Source organism: Leisingera sp. ANG-M6 (genome assembly GCF_000813905.1).
In the GTDB taxonomy this organism is placed as follows: Bacteria; Pseudomonadota; Alphaproteobacteria; order Rhodobacterales; family Rhodobacteraceae; genus Leisingera.
On the sequence record NZ_JWLG01000003.1, the window covers coordinates 76,241 to 93,492 of the forward strand.

A 17,252-nucleotide genomic window follows, 5' to 3' on the forward strand; every position below is an offset into this window, starting at 1 on the left:
TTAGAATCCTGGCATGATCTCGAGTGCATCGTCCGCGTCGTGGCTACTACGGGCTAGGCCGTAACTTTCGAGGCGAGAAACGAGCGTTCTCTGTGATGCATCGATCCCGATCGAAGCAAGTGCTGAGGTGAGGTCTGTCATCCGGGACAGCTGCCCCGGCCCTCTGGCTTGTAGACTACTGATTGTGACCAGCCATTCCTGGCCCGGCTCTACCCATGTATACTTGCCCGCCGACTTCAGAAGCGCGTACAGATCTTGCTCACCGTCGCTGGACCGTGCCAGCAAGGAGTACCTGATGGTTTCCCATGTGTTGTTCGCGGTCCCCGACTTCTTCGCGGCCATCGCGGCCCCCACTTCTTGCTCGAACCCGGAGCGGCCCTTGCACACTTTTCGGGCCGCCTGTAGCCAAGAAGTCAAGCCATTTCCCTCTTGATCGAACTCGGCAAACGCGGGAACCGCCTCGCCATCCTCCGACACGAGATCATTGATGAGCTCCCTGCAGGCGCTTCCGGAATCAGCTAGTTGGCGAACAATCGGCCCAACGTCAGCGGCGCTCTTCTGCATGAGATCATCCCAAGAGAAGAGCCGATTGCTGTCGTCCATCATCGACCGAACGGCGTCTCCCGCATCTTCCTCGGTAATCAGAGCGGCACATAGCCGACGGTAGAGGTGCATCTCGAACATAAACCCAGTCGCCAAGGCGGTCCGAGCCACACAAGATGCCCAGTCTGTCCAGCGACGGCGCGGCATCTGGTCAACCCATCCCCGTTCGCAAAGATTGTCCCAGGCTCCTGCAAACCACGAGTACGGGGTGTTGCTGGGCAGCCAACGCGGCTGACGGAGATCCTTGATCACATGAGAGGGGCCGTGCTGCTTCACGGTTTGGACGATGGCGTCCATGTCACCAGGAGTCACTCCTGCAAAGAAATCCCGGATCCATGCGGGCATCCCACCACCCGAGGGCGACATGACCGCACTTGTCCAACCAGCAGCAACAGACGTTTTCCCACCGCCGAGCGCGTACATCTTCTCTAGGTTCAGCGCCAAGTTAGCTGGGTTTCTCTTACCCGTTATACCACGTAGATCCTGCAAGAGTGCGGTTTCGATACTAAGAGGCGTCGCTGCCGACCGAAGGGCTTTGCTCGAATACGGTGCTTCAAGCTCCTCTAGGAGGATCGAAACGACTTTCGCGGCACTGTTACGGTCGCGCGCTTTCCTCCCATTGACTAGGGCCGTGCAGAGGTCTTCGAATTTCTTCGATCCGGGCTCCGGCCTCGTGAACTCGAAACCGGCCTTTGCCTTGGCGCTCAACTCCCCGTAGGCATAGCCAGCAAAACCGGCTTTTTTCTCTTGTCGCTTGTTTACATCCCTCTCGACCGACCACGCCAGCTCGGACATGAACAGTTCCCGCGAAGGCGGGTATTCGGGTCGATTTAGTCCGAACAACGAGACATTCTTTGCCATCGAAAAACTCCTTAACGCGTCTCGTCATAGTTGCGGTCCGAGAAATTGAACCTATTCCTGTCACCCCCAGAGTGCATTTGCGCGGCGACCATCGCCGCGCGCAGCCGTTCAATACGAGGCTCGATTATAAGGCGACTGTCGGTGAACCCGTGGCCCTCAAGTCCCGCCATGGCCTCGCGCAGCAGGTGAAAATCAAGAGAGGTTACCGCGGAAGCCTGATCCTCGCGCTGCGACCGAAGACGGATCTCGAGTTCCACTCGGTCTCCTTCGACGCGGGCGGACAAGTTCATGTCGTTGCGTGGGATCTCGATACGGACCTTTGGTGCATTGGGTTCACCTTGTGTCACACGAGGCTGCAAGAATGTGAACAACGCCTTGTGCGCGCCCTCTGAAACTGGCGCGACGATCTCAAGAATGGCATCCTCCAGAGACGCGTCCAGCCGCCCATTTGAAAGCGCGTCCAACCACGTTTCTTGCCAGGCCGTGACAACGGAAACGTAGGCCGGCCAACCGCGAACTAGTGCGACAAGCCGATACATATACCGTCCGTACCACGACAATAGATTGCTACGCTCCTTGAGGGGCAAGCCGGATTCCTTATCCGGGTCAATCGCTTCCTGTACGATTTCTTCGATCCGAGCATCCAGTTGTCCCCAGTATGCCCCAACGGCTTCGTCCCCGGACACCAGGTCAGCTCCGGGGTATTTCCCATCTTTCAACCCATCCAAGGCTTCGTCGATGTCAGCGCTGCCATGCCCTGTAGATGGGCCAAAATGCTTCAAGGGATCTGCGAAATGGACCGCCTTCATGGCATCGCTGGTGGTTCTCGGCCAATTAAAGATGTTGGCTTCGCCACCCGTGCTAGAAGCTCCAGCCTCGAACAACATCATGTGCGACCGAAGGTTTCCCAGCGCAACGGCACCCGCGACCCGTTCACCGATGCCCTTGGATTGGATCTTTTCGAGGTTCTCTGCTACGTGCCGGGCAAGGCGAGACATGGTATCGCTACTTGCCGGGCCAACCAGCGAGTGCGCCGAGAGCGCCCAGAGCTCACGGTAGCTGAAGTGCGTGCCAGAAAGGATCTCGGCCCCACGCATCAATGAGCACCATCCCCGTGCCACGATATCCTTTGACAACGAGCGCGCATTCGCAGCGATCGGGTCCAGCTCATCCAGCCGTAGTTCCTTTTGAAAATTGCGGGCAAGATTAGTCAGGCAGGGTTCAAACGCCGTGGCCACGTCGGCACGCTCAACACCGCCAAGCGGCGTCACGCGCAGTTCGACCGTCGGCAAAGCTGCATCTGCCTGTTCCATCAGGGGCGGTTCGGGCCAATTCTCGAGAAGCGAGGCGCTGTCCATATATACGAGGTGCAAGACCGCGGTTACCTTGCCCGCCGCGCGCACTTTGGCAAACTGGTAGTTGCCACCCTCTTGCCCCACAACCAAGTCCAGGCAGGGCTCCTCCGCACCTTGACAGCGCAATTCGCCATTCAGCAGCCAGGCAACAATATCCGAAGCAACTTTCTCGTCGTCGTCCTTCAACTTTGACCGCTCCGACTGCTCGCCGATGAGAACACCGCGGTTAATGCACCCAAGAAAGTGTTCCTTGCCGCGCAGCGCACTGGCGATATCTCTCATGAGAGCAGAACCTTGCCGATCGACAGGAGGAATGGTCGCATCATTCAACACCCGCAGAGCACGCCCGTTCGGCAAGTCGAACTCGTAGCAACGCTGGGCAAAAACGCTCCCCCCCCCTTTCCGGATCCCGCGCACATTCGCCACTACTTCGGCCGCAAGTTTAGATTTACCGTTGCCTGCCCCACCGACAAGAAACACCATGTGGGCTGGGCCTAAAGTATCAGACGCAGAGCAAGCCATCATCATGGCTCGGCAGGCTTCGGAGGACATCGGGGAGGACCGTCCATTTGGCCACTTTTCGCCGGATGAGGCACAAACCGGGGAAACCGCGACTCCGAGCCCCCCGAACGAACGCTCCAGGATCCAACTTGGGTAAGACATTCTGCCCTCTCGCGTGATTAGTCAAAGCTCTTTCCTATAGATTGATCCTATGGAATTTAAGATGCGATCACCAGAGAAGAAAAAACCTCCTTTCCTCCTGATAACATTAAAAAACAAAGCACCTCATTGAAAAAATGTCGCAATCAAAGCGAGAAATCATACCCGATAACAAAGCTAAATCCGCTTGGCACGCAAGCCCCCTTCTTCACCCTGCCTACGACAATCCGCCACAGCAAAACGCTGCTTCACTTTGCCCAGCCGGATGTCCTAGGGCATTTCGCGCCTGATCACGGGTGCCTACGCCACAGGCAAGCTGAAGCGACTGATGCTGACCGGCATGATGGAGCAGGAAACCCTTGCCCTAATTGGTGAGCGTCGCGCCCGCAAGCGGCTGAAAGTGGAGAGCAACCAGAAAACGCAGGAGGCCAACCGAGCGTCTTCACGGTCTGCGCGACGGAAAAAATTCAGGAATGTCAGAAGTAGATGCAACCAGTTGCAAATCCCGCCGAAAAGCACTCTTGCAACACCACCACGGGCGCCCCACGCCGAAGCGGAAACGCATGCATTGTGACAGTTTAGGGTAACAGCGGCAGTTTTTACGCTCGGCAACCAAGCCGTCTTGAAGGGAGAAGGCATCGGCAAACCGGCCCGATGCGGGACCCAACTGACAGAACACAATAACAGCGCCCCTCTCCGAAACCATTTGAAACTGAAATTCCGCCAAACCTGATAAATGGACACCTCAACATGACTTATTGGACTATCTTTTGCACAGCCCTTTACCTAGCCGGAGGCGCCCTCTTCTGGGAAAAAGTCGTAATGCGGACCAACTCCATGCCCGACATCGCCAATTGCCGCTGCCCCTTTGAAGCTGCCAGACAAGAGGAAACACAACTCTTCCTTCAGACTGCCGAGAGCAACCAGTGTTTGGCTCTCTACATTTGTAAGGCTAAGGTCGGCCCATTGCGGCCGCTCCTTTGACTTCAAGCACAGGCTTGCCTTGCGGCGGAGTTGAGTCATGCTCAGAGAACACAACATTGCGCTCCAATGACTTTCCATTCTCTACAAGTCTACGAGTGGATCCCCAACATTTCGCCCGGGCGCCGACAAGCGTTTCCATAACCAGTTAACTGTCCGGCGCTCAACTAAAGACTGAAGCATTACAGACTCCCAATTATTCTTACTTTGATGCTGCCAGCATGCCTCGCTGATTTCGTCGCACAGCAAATGAACCAAATGCTCTTTACTATCTGGATTAGCACGTTTCAGGAGGCGAATTACGTTACCGGGGCGTCGGCAGAAGCGCTCAAAACCGTCTTTGACATAATCGACAAGAGCCTCTTGCGATACAAGCTTCTGGGTGTGAAATTCAAAAGCCGTAGCATCACGAACACCCTTGGGCCTTCTAATAATTACTGTGTAGGTCGGAACGTCGTCGTGGCACCTAATGCGCACAAAAATAGAACGTTCACCGATTTTCCTGTCGAACTTTGGGTGAAGAAAACGTTCTCCGATCGCGGCGCCTATGGTCCTCTTCCCTTTGGACTGATTGCACGCGCAGATCGGAAACAAGTTCTGTAGAAAAATTGAAAACTCGGGGTAGTGTTCCTGCGGGAGAAAATGATCGATTTGGTTGTTATTAAGAGACCCGCAAAAAGCGCAGCAACGGCCACGGGTGCTCCTGCGGAGATCAGAAATATAACTTACCGCTTCCATCTTCGACCCATATAGGCTTACCATCGCCTTCTGAAAGTCAGGATTCTTTACATACCCCGAAATCAGCCAAGGATTTCCGCGCTTTCTTACGTATTCTCGATACGCACTAACGAGAAATTCCATATTCGCTCCAACAATTGGAGCATTCTTAGATCTTCTGTTTTGCGAAACATTTGCGAGAGCTCGCACCTGGCCCTTTGATCTATGATTTAAGTTTTTCATTTCTATTTACGCAGATCGCTAAGAATTTCCCGGGAAAGAAATCTGCCATATTTTTCACGCAATTCATCAAATGAAAGATTCTCCTCCTTAATTCTTGCCATTGTATCCTCAGCGAGAAATGAACTATCCTCCTCGCCAAAAATAAATGCGGATATTGTGGAGATGTCAGCGCCGAAAGTTCGCATACCAGGCGCCTTAACAGATACCTCCCCATCATCGTCTCTTTCAACAATCACCACTTGATCATGGAAAACTTCGCGTACGAAGTAGACTGAGTGTGTTGCCATAATCGCGCACGAGCCGGTATCCGCGAGAAGCCTCTCCAAGGCACTCATTAAGCGAGCTATGAAATTCGGATGTAGATGAGTCTCCGGCTCATCAAGCAGTAGCAAAGAGCCATTCTCGATGTAGGTGCAAGCCTGCGCCAATAGCTTGATAAATTGCACTTCTCCAGCGCTCAAGTGAAAAAATTTATCACCGATGTGGCGGCCAGGCTCTACAGCTTGGTTCATGTCGGAAAGTAGACCAAGCCGACGATGCTCCGAATGGGTTTGCAGCTCTTTCAACTTTATGAAATGCGGGCTTTTTGATGATCTAAAAGCTATTTCCTCTGGGCGATTAATGGCTTGAATCGCATCCATAAAAATGGAAAAGCGGGACTTTGTGGAAATCATCCTATCATTGCGAGACAATTCAGCTATACTTGCCGTCGCTGTGTTTCCGGCCGTGCCGCTCCGAACACGACTTGAGGACAGGCGCTTGTAGAATGTTGCAGGTCGTTTCCACCCTTCATTTGGGAATACGCCAGTGCATTCATTACTCGGTGTGAAGGCTAGTATTCGGCTCGCCGTAATTCTGTCTTCGCCACCTCTTGCGCCACGATCAATACCTTGCAACGCCTTTCTGGCTATGCCACCCAAAGCGCGACTCTTCCCGACCCCATTTTTTCCAATTATTACACACGTACGCTTCGGAATAGTCGTGTGGTGATTGAAAGTGAATCCTATCTCATACTCCAAACCATTCTGGTCTGTTAAGGCAACTGTCACCTTATCTGGTCCGGATGATATGTCTTCTTGATCCAGCCCTCGAAGAATTGTTGCTGCATTCCTAAACGCGTAGTAAGCTTCTGAATCTCGAGACAAGGATAATTGGAAAACATCTGATTCCAATGCGGACTTCTCCACATCTTTTGCTGATCCCTTATTTCGGACCGCAACCAGGTCACCAGCCGCCAAAAGACGATCACTCGCCAATTCAACTCCATACTCCCGGACTATTTCGCGATAAGTCTCTTGATCCTGCCCCAGGGATATTAAACTGCGACTGTCAGTCTCTATGATGGAATTTGGACCGCTTGGGTCCTGCTGCATGAAATTTCCGACACCAACATATTTCTTTGCATCCGGATCAAAATATGCCGCCTTACAATTGTATTCAAATTCATGGCGACCGTTATGGAAGAAAAATATAGTCGCCCTCGTGATGTGTCCAAAATCGTTCCACGAAAAATCATACGGCCTCACCCAGACAAATGAATCTGGGCGATCAATTTGATCCGGCCCGCGCAATGAAATAATCACCTTGTGAGGCGTTTGCCCTGACTTAATTTCTCTACTATTCATGCAACACTCTTCTCAAACAGCCGCTGATCATAGACGGAGGCCGAAAATTTTCTATCCCTATGTATGTGATGTTAGTGAGTGCCTGCAAGGTTGCCCTGCGCAGTTTTGGTGAAAGGAGCGTTCACTCCACGGCGGCGCGATTGGTTCGGGTGGCTCTTGGTACGTAAGAACTCAACCATCCCCCGAGATCTTGCCCACTTTGCGAATTGCGGCCATTCGTGAACGACGCAGCTAAAACCCGCTTTTCGCAAGACCTTCTGATGTTGCGCTACTGCAGCAAGAATCGCGTACTTGCAACGAACAGCAAGTTTGTCCCGCATCTTGCCAGTCAGTACGCCAGGCAGTGAACGACTGGGCTGCCCACTTCCAGCCCAACTTAGCACTTCCAGCAATCAAATGCGTTGCATGGTAAAGGGTGGACCAAGGGGTGGATACGCGCACCCAACAACCGAATAAGATATTGAAAAAAATGCTCTTTTAAGGAAGGTTGGTGCGGTCGAGAAGACTCGAACTTCCACTCCGGTTAAGGAACAGCGACCTCAACGCTGCGCGTCTACCAATTCCGCCACGACCGCACTGTCTTAGGCTTGGTGTAGCGGCGTATAGACCAGCACGAATGCGATGTGAAGCCGAAAATCATCTTTTTTGCGCGGAATATCCAAGCTCCCGCCCTATCCGGGCTAAGCGCAGGAAAACAGGGGCGCAATTCGGCTGCCAAGACCGCGCGACAGCCCGGGGCAGGCGTTGAATAACCCAAATGAAAGCGGCCGGCACTTTTGCCGGCCGCTTACTGTTCCGGTCAGCGGAGAAACCGCTATTCAGAACCGAAGGTCGGCAGTGCAGCACCGCCGCCGGACGCCTGCACCGGCTGCACACGGCCGCCTGCCAGTTCGCTTGAAGCCGCCTTGATCAGTTCCGCGCGGCCGGACTGGCCTGGTGCGAATACAGGCTCGGCACCGCTTTCAAGCGCGATCACTGCCATGCTGTACCATTCCTGCGCCTTCTTCACCGCGTTCGGTGCGCCGAAGCCCAGCGCCAGGTGGTGGCCGATCAGCTCTGCATAGGGGCGCTGCCCGGTGCCGGTCAGGATCAGCGCCGCGCCCAGTGCCACATCCATGTCGTCGCGCCGGTAGCCGGAGAACAGGCAGATCCCTGCCGTGTTGGACAGCTGCTCCAGCGACATGCCGGATTGCAGCACAAATTTCTGCACATCCCCCATCACTTCGCCGCTGCCAGCGCTGCCGAGCTTGGCCAGATAGGGCTTCAAGGCCGGGCCGAAGGCATCGCACTGGCTGTCGATCTGCGCCTGTGAGGCTCCTGCAACCTTACCGGCCCGGGCTTCGCCCGCGTTGATGGCATAGGTGCGGGCCAGACAGAACTGCTCACCCAATGCCAGTTCCGGGTCGTTCATGCTGTCGGCGGTCATGAATCCGCCGTTGGAACTGGTCAGCAGGCTCACCTTGCTGCAATAGCTTGTAAGCGAGGCGCTTTGCTCTGGCTGATCGAACAGAGTGATGCCGCCCAGGGCCGCATTTTCCTGCCCCGAGAAAGCCATCACCGTGCTGCGGTTCTGCGCGGCCTGAACCGGCGCGTCCGGGCCGGTATCCGCCATCCTGCAAGTGCCCTGGTGGCAGGCGAAGCTGGCCGGGGTCACGCCGCGGGCCAGGAAATCGTTGCGCTGGTACCCTTGCGGCGTCGAAACAAAGACCATCACCGAACAATTTGACGCGCCGCACCAGAACGAGCTGCCGGAGACAGAGGTATCCAGCACATAATCGTTGCGGCCGTCGCCATTCAGGTCTGCCAGCTGCATGAAGCCGGTGCGCTGCAGCAGCTGTTCGCCGGTCGGTTCGGAGCTGGCGGCAATTTCATCCACCGCGTGGCTGACTTCTGGCGGCAGCCCGCCATAACCGCCGCTGGCATAGGTGCTGCCTGGAGCGCGGATGCCTGCGGCCTCATCCCGCCAGGTGTGCAGCACACCGCGCACGCCCTGCGGGCCTTGCATCGCCTTGATAACCTGCGGGCCGCCAACCTGGGCCCGGTTGTAGGAGCTGACCAGGAAATTTCGCTCATACGGTGCCAGATGGCCGGTGGCCGGATAGCCCATGTGGACCTGGTACTGGGTAATGGCCGCACGGGACCGGCGGCCCAGCACCCCGTCAGGGGTTCCCGAATTAAAGCCGAAATAGTTGAGCGCAACCTGGGTTTCCCGGTTTTCAGCCCGCGCCGCCGAATAGGTTGGTGCGCGCCTGTAGGTAGTGGCGGCGCGGCGCCGTTGCTTGTTCTTGTGGACTTCATTGACAATGACGCCGCCGATCACGGCGCCGGCAATGGCGGCCCCCAATTCGTCCGCGGCTGCAGGACTGGTGACGGATGTTGCCAGAAATGCGGCGGTAAGGGCCGGCTTGAGCGGCTTGATAAACATGATACGCGCCCCCTATGGATACTCGCTATGGAATCAGGATACTCCACAGAAAGCACTGGCACCTAGGGGTTTTCCGGCCAATTTTATCCGCCCCCCTTACAAACGATGGAAGAAGACGGCATCGGGCATGGTTGAGTGGATCACATCAGACGGTTTAGTCGAGTATGATCAAGCGGTTGCCTTCATGGAGGAGCGCGCTGCGGCAATTGCTGCCGGATCGGCGGAAGAATGCATCTGGCTGGTTGAGCACCCGCCGCTTTACACAGCCGGCACCTCTGCCAAACGTGAAGACCTGACAGATCCCGAACGTTTCCCGGTCTATGAGAGCAAGCGCGGCGGCCAGTACACCTATCACGGGCCGGGACAGCGGGTGGTCTATGTGATGCTGGACGTGGGCAAACGCGGCCACGACGTGCGCCGTTTTGTGCAGCAGCTGGAAAGCTGGGTGATCGCGGCTTTGGATGAGTTCAACATCAAGGGCCACATCCGCGAAGGCCGGGTCGGCGTCTGGGTCGAGCGGCCTGAAAAGCCGCGGACCCTAGCGGGCAGTATGGCTGAGGACAAGATTGCCGCCATCGGAATCCGCTTGCGGAAATGGGTGAGCTTCCACGGCATCTCCATCAACGTTGAACCGGAACTGGAACATTTCACGGGCATCGTTCCCTGCGGCATCACAGAATACGGGGTGACCAGCCTCGTGGATTTGGGGCTGCCGGTGACGATGGCAGATGTGGATGTCGCCCTGAAACGCAGTTTCGCGCAGGTCTTTGGACGCTGACCTCAACTGTCTGCTACGGACGCAAGATCCTGCAGCGCTGTCAGCACCAGCTCCGGGAAAGTGTAGAACAGGAGTGCTCCGGCATCCTGGCTGATGCACAGCCTGGCATCCGGCAGGCCGCCCAGCATCTCGCGAACAGCGGAGAGCGGCGCAATGTGATCCTCTCCTCCATGTACAAACACCGACCGTGTATTCTTGCCCGGCACCACCGCCTGCACCCCTTGCCGCAGCATCTGAACATCAGCCAGGAATCCCGCGCCGCCCTGTTCCTGGAACAGCCGCTGACTTTGCTGAAGCAGCTGCAGAAGGTCCAGCTGCGACAGCATGGCCCGCTCCTTGCTGCCGCTGCGGGTTTGCATCCGCAGCAGGGTCTTGGGCCCGTACCAGTGCAGCGCTGCGGCCCAGCCTTTCATCAGCGCGGGCAGCATCCAGCTGGCGCGGGCGGCGGCCAGCGCGACCAGCCATGCGTAGCCGCTCAGGCCGGAGAACTGCCGGGGCGAACTGATGGCGCAGTTTGAAGCAGCTGCCACCAAACCGGCAATCCTGCTGTCCAGGCGGCGGGCTGCCTGAAAGCCATAAAGCGCACCTCCGCGATGGCACAGCAGCACAGGGCGCTGCAGGTTCTCATGCGCCATCAAAGCAGCCAGCTGCTTTACAAAGGCATCAGCGGGATCCTCTTCGCGTTTCAGCGGCACCGATCCGCCATAGCCGCGGCGCATCGGTGCATAGACCCTGAACCCCAACGTCCGCAACTGCGGCTGCAAGCGCTGCAGCGGTGCAATCCCGTCCAGCATCCCATGCACGAAAATCACCGGCTGGCCAGTCTCTGCCCCTAGCCGGAAGTATTGAGAGCGCTGGCCCGAGCTGTCTTCGAAGGTCTCGGATGGCGGCAGCAGGTCACCCTTGGCAATAGCCAGATCCCGGCTGTGCTCGTTCATCAGGAAGGCGGCCAGCCGGACCAGCTCCGCCGGGCCTGGCGCTCCCGCTTGCTCAGCGGCCTGCTCCAGCCTGCCCCCCACCTTGCCGCCGCCCCTGGCTGCCGCGTCCCTTAAAGGCTCGAAGCCCTGCTGCTGCAAACCCAAAGCAGCCGCAACCGGCGCCGCAGCCTCGGTGGCCCAATCCCCCTCCAACCGCTCAGCCATGACCGCAACGCCGCCACCGTTCAGGCGAACCGGGCGGCACAAAAATTGCTCTCCGGGGCCGCAGGCCGCAAGCAGCAGGACATCGCGCCAGGAGAAATTCCCGCTGCGCACGTCCTCAAGGTAATTCTGCCAGTGTTCCGCTGCTGCTGGTGTTAGCCCCAGCGCTGCAGGAATTGCCATGCCGCCAGCCAGCTGGCGCGCTGCCCGCTGCGAGGCATTCAGAAGACCTCCGCCTGCGCTCGCATCCACCAGAAGCCAGAACCGGGTGCAATTGCCCGAATATGCACCCGGATGAGGCCGTCCCGCCCGCTGCCATTGCTGCTCCTGGATCCCGGCTGCCCGTGCGAAATGCGCTTGCAGCACCGGCGCGGTCCTGAGCCGTCCTTGCTGCATGCGGCCCGGAGAAGGCGCAACCGGACCATCATGCGGGCCGGGCATAAACCGGTCGAATTGCTCTGGCCGGATCATCGTTTCATAAATTGCGGCCACGACCTGATCCTGCGACAAGGTCTGCGCACGGCACAAGAGCGTCACCCCGCCCCTCCAATACTGCTTTAACGTCAAAGAGACCCTGCGCCCGGCAAGCATTCAGCAAGCGCACAGGCGAGTGCAGACCTTCTGGCCCGCATGTTTCAGGCGACCTGCCTGTAAACTAAAAATGCCCGGCTGATGCCGCCCGAAACCAGGCAGGCATTCCGTGCCGGTCTACCCCAATTCTTGGGTTCCCATACGCTTGGGCGCGCGCGCCCTCTTTGACCTACAACCAATTTGCGAAACAGCTATGATCAAATTCAACTAAAATTCAACATTTATTTCAGATGCATAAATTCGCATTGAAGAACACCGCAGAATCTACTGCGGTGTTCTTGCATTTCAAAACGCATAGGCCGTGGAGAAAATCAGCTGTCCGCCAGCGCCGCGCGGATCTTTTCCGCCTGGGCCTGGATCAGGTCCATGTCGCCCATGGTGCCCGGCGGCCGCAGCCGGTCGCCCTCGTGCCGCGGCAGCACATGCATGTGCAGGTGGAACACCTCCTGCCCGCCAGCCGCCTCATTGAACTGCTGCACGGTGACCCCGTCCGCGCCGAACGCCGCGATCACTGCCTGCGACAGTTTCTGCACCGTCTGCATCACTGCGCCCAGCTGCGCCGGGCTGGCATCCAGGATATTGCGGCAGGGGGTCTTGGGGATAACCAGCAGATGCCCGTCTGCGCGTGGCATGATATCCATGAAGGCCAGGGTATCGTCATCCTCATAAACGCGGGTGGACGGGATCTCCCCGCGCAGGAGCTTGGCAAAAATATTGTCGGGGTCATAATCAGGCATGCTTCCGGGCTCCTTGTTCTGGCTTTCCCCGGTTGTGCGCGCGCCCCGCCCCCAGGTCAAGCCGTCTGAGCCGGGCAAATCCCAGGGCATTCAAGCCCCTGCGGCAATAAATCTTGATCCAGATCAAACTCCGCCATTGAAGGCCCCGGCAGGCCACACTAAAACTCGCAAGGAATCCAGGCCGCCCGGAGTCCGTCTCCGGGGGCCTTTCGTTATGCAGCAGGAGGCACCTAAATGGCAGACGCAGCCATTCATGGTCACGGCCACGAGGACGAGCGGAGCTTTTTCACCCGCTGGTTCATGAGCACGAACCATAAGGATATCGGCATTCTTTACCTGATCGTCTCGGCGATTGCAGGTCTCATCTCCGTCATCTTCACCGTCTACATGCGGCTGGAGCTGATGGATCCCGGCGTTCAATACATGTGCCTTGAAGGCGCGCGCCTGTTCGCAGACGCCGCTGCGGAATGTACTCCGAACGGCCACCTCTGGAACGTGATGATCACCGCCCACGGCATCCTGATGATGTTCTTCGTGGTGATTCCGGCCCTGTTCGGCGGTTTCGGCAACTACTTCATGCCGCTGCAGATCGGTGCGCCGGACATGGCGTTCCCGCGGATGAACAACCTGTCGTTCTGGATGTATGTCGCAGGCACCTCGCTGGCGGTCCTCTCGGTTGTCTCCCCGGGCGGCAATGACCAGCTGGGCTCCGGCGTCGGCTGGGTTCTGTACCCGCCGCTGTCCGTGAACGAAGGCGGCTACTCGATGGACCTGGCGATCTTCGCCGTTCACGTCTCGGGTGCTTCGTCGATCCTGGGTGCGATCAACATGATCACCACCTTCCTGAACATGCGCGCCCCGGGCATGACCCTGTTCAAGGTGCCGCTGTTCTCCTGGTCGATCTTCGTCACCTCCTGGCTGATCCTGCTGAGCTTGCCGGTTCTGGCCGGCGCCATCACCATGCTGCTGATGGACCGCAACTTCGGCTTCACCTTCTTTGATGCAGCCGGCGGCGGCGACCCGATCCTGTACCAGCACATCCTGTGGTTCTTCGGCCACCCGGAAGTGTACATCGTGATCCTGCCCGGCTTCGGCATCATCTCCCACGTCATCGCCACCTTCGCGCGCAAGCCGGTGTTCGGCTACCTGCCGATGGTCTGGGCGATCATCGCCATCGGCGTGCTGGGCTTTGTCGTGTGGGCGCACCACATGTACACCGTCGGCATGTCGCTGAACCAGCAGGCCTACTTCATGCTGGCCACCATGGTGATCGCGGTTCCCACGGGCGTGAAGGTGTTCTCCTGGATCGCCACCATGTGGGGCGGCTCCATCGAGTTCAAAGCTCCGATGATGTTCGCCTTCGGCTTCCTGTTCCTGTTCACCGTCGGCGGTGTGACCGGCGTGGTGCTGAGCCAGGCGGCTGTCGACCGCGCCTATCACGACACCTACTACGTTGTGGCTCACTTCCACTACGTGATGAGCTTGGGTGCGGTGTTCGCGATCTTCTCGGGCATCTACTTCTACTTCGGCAAGATGACCGGCCGCCAGTACAACGAGCTGGGCGCACAGATCCACTTCTGGCTGTTCTTCATCGGCGCCAACCTGACCTTCTTCCCGCAGCACTTCCTGGGCCGTCAGGGCATGCCGCGCCGCTACATCGACTACCCGGAAGGTTTTGCCTACTGGAACAAGATCTCGTCCTATGGCGCGTTCATCTCCTTCGCTTCGTTCATCCTGTTCTTCGGCGTGGTGATCTATTCGCTGCTGCGCGGCGCCCGCGTCACCCAGAACAACTACTGGAACGAATATGCGGACACCCTGGAGTGGACCCTGCCCTCCCCGCCGCCGGAGCACACCTTCGAAATCCTGCCCAAGCAGGAAGACTGGGACCGCTCGCATTCGCACTAAGCGGCTGAGAAGCTGATACAGAAAGGCCCCGGTGCTGATGCTCCGGGGCCTTTTTCATACCCGCTTGTCCGGATAAATGGCCGCAGTGGAATTTCCGCCCTTCCGGCACATCATTCATAGAGCGCTCTCCCTCTTCAGGCCCGAACCTATGCCCTACAATTGGATCCGCCCGCAGTCTGGCGCCGAGCGTGAACTGCACCTCTGGCCGCACCAGTCGCTGCCGCCCAAGGGGTACGCGCGCTTCATTGGCGTCACTGCAGTTTTGATCTGCGTGCCACTGTTGCCGCTGCTGGGATCCTTCCTGCTCTGGGGCCTCCTGCCCTTCCTGCTGCTGGCGCTGTTCGGCATGAAATGGGCGCTGGACCGCAGCCGCCGCGACCACCAGATCCTCGAAGTGCTGACCCTCACTGCCGAGGAAGCCCGGCTGGAGCGGATCAACCCGGACGGCAAGCGGCAAAGCTGGCGCTGCAACCGCTACTGGACCCGCGTCGAGATGCACGAGCATGACGGCCCGGTGCCCCATTATGTCACCCTGCAGGGCGGCGGCCGCGAGGTGGAAATCGGCGCCTTCCTCTCGGAAGAAGAACGGGTCGCGCTTTACGGCGACCTCAAAGACGCCCTGTCCAGCTAGCTGACATAAGAAAGGCCCGCGATGCGGGCCTTACGCTTCTTTCTGGTCTCAAATACCCCCGCCGGAGGCAGCACGCGCCAGCGTGCCTTCCCTCAGCAGTCGCCCTTGCTGCAGAGCTGATCCTTGACCATCGGGCCGGCTTTGCCGAAATCCATCTGGCCGGTGTATTTCGCCTTCAGCGCGGCCATCACCTTGCCCATGTCGCGAATCGATTCGGCGCCGGTCTCCGCAACTACCGTCTTTACCGCCTCAGCCGCTTCCTCGTCGCTCAGCTGCTGCGGCAGGAATTCCTCGATGACGGCGATCTCGCCCAGTTCCCGCTCCGCCAGATCCAGCCGCCCGCCTTCCTCATAGGCGTGGGCGCTTTCCTTGCGCTGCTTGGTCATCTTGCTCAGAATGGCGAGGATTTCCTCATCTCCGATGCTGGTTTCCTCGCCATCGGCGCGGGCAGCAATTTCGCGGTCCTTGATCGCAGCATTGATCAGCCGCAGCGTACACAGCCGCTCCGCCGCCTTGTCTTTCATCGCCTGCTTCAGGGCCTGATTGACCCGAGTGCGCGTATCCATATGCAAAAGCATCCCCATGGTTGCCGGACACCGATGGTTATCCATTCTTATGCAGCTGTGCAAGTTTACAGTAAACTTTCCATTCCTGTCCCCGCGTCAGCCTGCCCGCCTCTTGCAGGCTTGACCCGCATGGGCGCTCCCCTTACAAGCCCATGAATTTTACCCGCATGGAGACTCGCGCAATGGCCGCTTCCGCCCCGACCAAGCCCACCGCATGCCTGGCGCTCGCTGATGGCACCGTCTTTTACGGCACCGGTTTCGGCGCGACCGGCGACACCGTGGCCGAGCTCTGCTTCAACACCGCGATGACCGGCTATCAGGAGATCATGACCGATCCCTCCTATGCCGGCCAGATCGTCACCTTCACCTTCCCGCATATCGGCAACACCGGCGTGACACCTGAAGACGACGAAACCGGCGATCCCGTTGCTGCGGGCATGGTGGTGAAATGGGATCCGACGCTGGCCTCCAACTGGCGCGCAACCGAAGAGCTGAAGGACTGGCTCACCCGCACCGGCCGCATCGCCATCGGCGGCGTCGACACCCGCCGCCTGACCCGCGCGATCCGCCAGCAGGGCGCGCCGCATGTGGCACTGGCGCATGACCCGGAGGGCAACTTCGACGTTGAGGCGCTGGTCGCCAAGGCGCGCGGCTGGTCCGGCCTGGTCGGCCTTGACCTGGCCAAGGACGTTACCTGCGCGCAAAGCTACCGCTGGGACGAAATGCGCTGGGCCTGGCCGGATGGTTATGCCCGCCAGGAAGCGCCCAAGCACAAGGTTGTGGCTGTTGACTATGGTGCCAAGCGCAACATCCTGCGCTGCCTCGCCTCCGCGGGCTGCGACGTGACCGTGCTGCCCGCCACCGCCACCGCCGAGGAAGTGCTGGCGCACAATCCCGACGGCGTGTTCCTGTCCAACGGCCCGGGCGATCCGGCGGCCACTGGCGAATACGCGGTGCCGATGATCCAGGACGTGCTGAAAGCGGACCTGCCGGTTTTTGGCATCTGCCTCGGCCATCAGATGCTGGCGCTTGCGCTGGGTGCCAAGACCGTCAAGATGAACCACGGCCACCACGGCGCCAACCACCCGGTCAAAGAGCATTCCACCGGCAAGGTGGAAATCACCTCGATGAACCACGGCTTTGCGGTGGATGCGCAGACCCTGCCGGAGGGCGTCGAAGAATCGCATGTCTCGCTGTTCGACGGCTCCAACTGCGGTATCCGCATTGCCGGCAAGCCGGTGTTCTCGGTGCAGCACCACCCCGAGGCCAGCCCCGGCCCGCAGGACAGCTTCTACCTGTTCGAGCGCTTTGCCGACGCGATGGCAGAACGCAAATCTGCGTAAAAAATCGGCCGGCCATGCCGCTCTGGCGGCATGGTTAACACCGCATTTACCAACTCTTAACCCCCCTCCGCCAGCCTGAACGCCTCTGG

12 protein-coding genes and 1 tRNA gene are annotated in these 17,252 nt (G+C 58.4%); 4 read left to right on the forward strand and 9 right to left on the reverse strand.

The genetic code is table 11. From position 1 onward, the window contains the following. The 6 genes from RA24_RS01755 to RA24_RS01785 form a co-directional block, all read right to left on the reverse strand. On the reverse strand, positions 1-1,464 hold the full coding sequence (locus tag RA24_RS01755) for a hypothetical protein (protein ID WP_152612789.1): 1,464 nt from the start codon (positions 1,462-1,464) through the stop codon (positions 1-3). Positions 1,465-1,475: 11 nt separating this feature from the next. Continuing rightward, positions 1,476-3,302 (reverse strand): hypothetical protein, encoded by a 1,827-nt coding sequence (locus RA24_RS01760; RefSeq protein WP_152612790.1) that lies wholly within the window; start codon positions 3,300-3,302, stop codon positions 1,476-1,478. Positions 3,303-4,544: 1,242 nt separating this feature from the next. After that, positions 4,545-5,321, reverse strand: a complete 777-nt coding sequence (locus RA24_RS22145; RefSeq protein WP_152612791.1) for a hypothetical protein — start codon at positions 5,319-5,321, stop codon at positions 4,545-4,547. A 101-nt stretch (positions 5,322-5,422) separates the two neighbouring features. Further along, positions 5,423-7,045: an AAA family ATPase gene (locus RA24_RS21890; RefSeq protein WP_082020304.1), complete on the reverse strand. Its 1,623-nt coding sequence runs from the start codon at positions 7,043-7,045 to the stop codon at positions 5,423-5,425. A gap of 488 nt (positions 7,046-7,533) precedes the next feature. Then, positions 7,534-7,620: transfer RNA gene (locus RA24_RS01780), tRNA-Leu, on the reverse strand. 239 nt (positions 7,621-7,859) lie between these two features. Further along, positions 7,860-9,470 carry a peptidoglycan-binding domain-containing protein gene (locus RA24_RS01785; protein WP_039189387.1) on the reverse strand — a complete coding sequence of 537 codons (1,611 nt, stop codon included), beginning with the start codon at positions 9,468-9,470 and terminating at the stop codon, positions 7,860-7,862. Here RA24_RS01785 and lipB point away from each other — a divergent pair. After that, the gene (lipB, locus tag RA24_RS01790; protein ID WP_275041210.1) at positions 9,469-10,248 is read left to right on the forward strand and encodes a lipoyl(octanoyl) transferase LipB; all 780 of its coding nucleotides are present in this window, start codon (positions 9,469-9,471) and stop codon (positions 10,246-10,248) included. The genes RA24_RS01785 and lipB overlap by 2 nt on opposite strands. A 2-nt stretch (positions 10,249-10,250) precedes the next feature. On the opposite strand, the gene RA24_RS01795 is transcribed toward lipB, so the two are convergent. Together RA24_RS01795 and RA24_RS01800 are read right to left on the reverse strand one after the other, a co-directional pair. Continuing rightward, on the reverse strand, positions 10,251-11,924 hold the full coding sequence (locus RA24_RS01795; RefSeq protein ID WP_241480878.1) for an alpha/beta fold hydrolase: 1,674 nt from the start codon (positions 11,922-11,924) through the stop codon (positions 10,251-10,253). A gap of 365 nt (positions 11,925-12,289) precedes the next feature. Next, a complete protein-coding gene (locus tag RA24_RS01800) occupies positions 12,290-12,715 on the reverse strand; it encodes an HIT family protein (protein ID WP_029205061.1) in 426 nt (141 codons plus the stop codon). Between the two features lie 234 nt (positions 12,716-12,949). On the opposite strand from RA24_RS01800, the gene ctaD reads away from it, so the two are divergent. Together ctaD and RA24_RS01810 are read left to right on the forward strand one after the other, a co-directional pair. After that, positions 12,950-14,623, forward strand: coding sequence for a cytochrome c oxidase subunit I (ctaD, locus tag RA24_RS01805; protein WP_019298396.1), 1,674 nt, complete (start codon positions 12,950-12,952; stop codon positions 14,621-14,623). Positions 14,624-14,771: 148 nt separating this feature from the next. Next, complete coding sequence (locus RA24_RS01810; protein ID WP_019298395.1) at positions 14,772-15,254, forward strand: DUF2244 domain-containing protein; 483 nt, start codon at positions 14,772-14,774, stop codon at positions 15,252-15,254. Between the two features lie 92 nt (positions 15,255-15,346). Here RA24_RS01810 and RA24_RS01815 read toward each other — a convergent pair whose 3' ends face one another. Continuing rightward, on the reverse strand, positions 15,347-15,820 hold the full coding sequence (locus RA24_RS01815) for a GatB/YqeY domain-containing protein (protein WP_029205060.1): 474 nt from the start codon (positions 15,818-15,820) through the stop codon (positions 15,347-15,349). A gap of 182 nt (positions 15,821-16,002) precedes the next feature. Between RA24_RS01815 and carA the strand changes: the two genes are divergently transcribed. Next, positions 16,003-17,163 (forward strand): glutamine-hydrolyzing carbamoyl-phosphate synthase small subunit, encoded by a 1,161-nt coding sequence (carA, locus tag RA24_RS01820; RefSeq protein ID WP_039189391.1) that lies wholly within the window; start codon positions 16,003-16,005, stop codon positions 17,161-17,163. Positions 17,164-17,252: the final 89 nt, after the last annotated feature.

Excerpts from the sequence above, each read along its gene's own strand:
- RA24_RS21890 (WP_082020304.1), bottom strand. The coding sequence starts at position 7,045 with ATGAATAGTAGAGAAATTAAGTCAGGGCAAACGCCTCACAAGGTGATT.
- carA (WP_039189391.1), top strand. The coding sequence starts at position 16,003 with ATGGCCGCTTCCGCCCCGACCAAGCCCACCGCATGCCTGGCGCTCGCT.
- RA24_RS01755 (WP_152612789.1), bottom strand. The coding sequence starts at position 1,464 with ATGGCAAAGAATGTCTCGTTGTTCGGACTAAATCGACCCGAATACCCG.
- RA24_RS01760 (WP_152612790.1), bottom strand. The coding sequence starts at position 3,302 with ATGGTGTTTCTTGTCGGTGGGGCAGGCAACGGTAAATCTAAACTTGCG.
- RA24_RS22145 (WP_152612791.1), bottom strand. The coding sequence starts at position 5,321 with ATGGAATTTCTCGTTAGTGCGTATCGAGAATACGTAAGAAAGCGCGGA.
- ctaD (WP_019298396.1), top strand. The coding sequence starts at position 12,950 with ATGGCAGACGCAGCCATTCATGGTCACGGCCACGAGGACGAGCGGAGC.
- RA24_RS01815 (WP_029205060.1), bottom strand. The coding sequence starts at position 15,820 with ATGGATACGCGCACTCGGGTCAATCAGGCCCTGAAGCAGGCGATGAAA.
- RA24_RS01785 (WP_039189387.1), bottom strand. The coding sequence starts at position 9,470 with ATGTTTATCAAGCCGCTCAAGCCGGCCCTTACCGCCGCATTTCTGGCA.
- lipB (WP_275041210.1), top strand. The coding sequence starts at position 9,469 with ATGATACGCGCCCCCTATGGATACTCGCTATGGAATCAGGATACTCCA.
- RA24_RS01810 (WP_019298395.1), top strand. The coding sequence starts at position 14,772 with ATGCCCTACAATTGGATCCGCCCGCAGTCTGGCGCCGAGCGTGAACTG.
- RA24_RS01800 (WP_029205061.1), bottom strand. The coding sequence starts at position 12,715 with ATGCCTGATTATGACCCCGACAATATTTTTGCCAAGCTCCTGCGCGGG.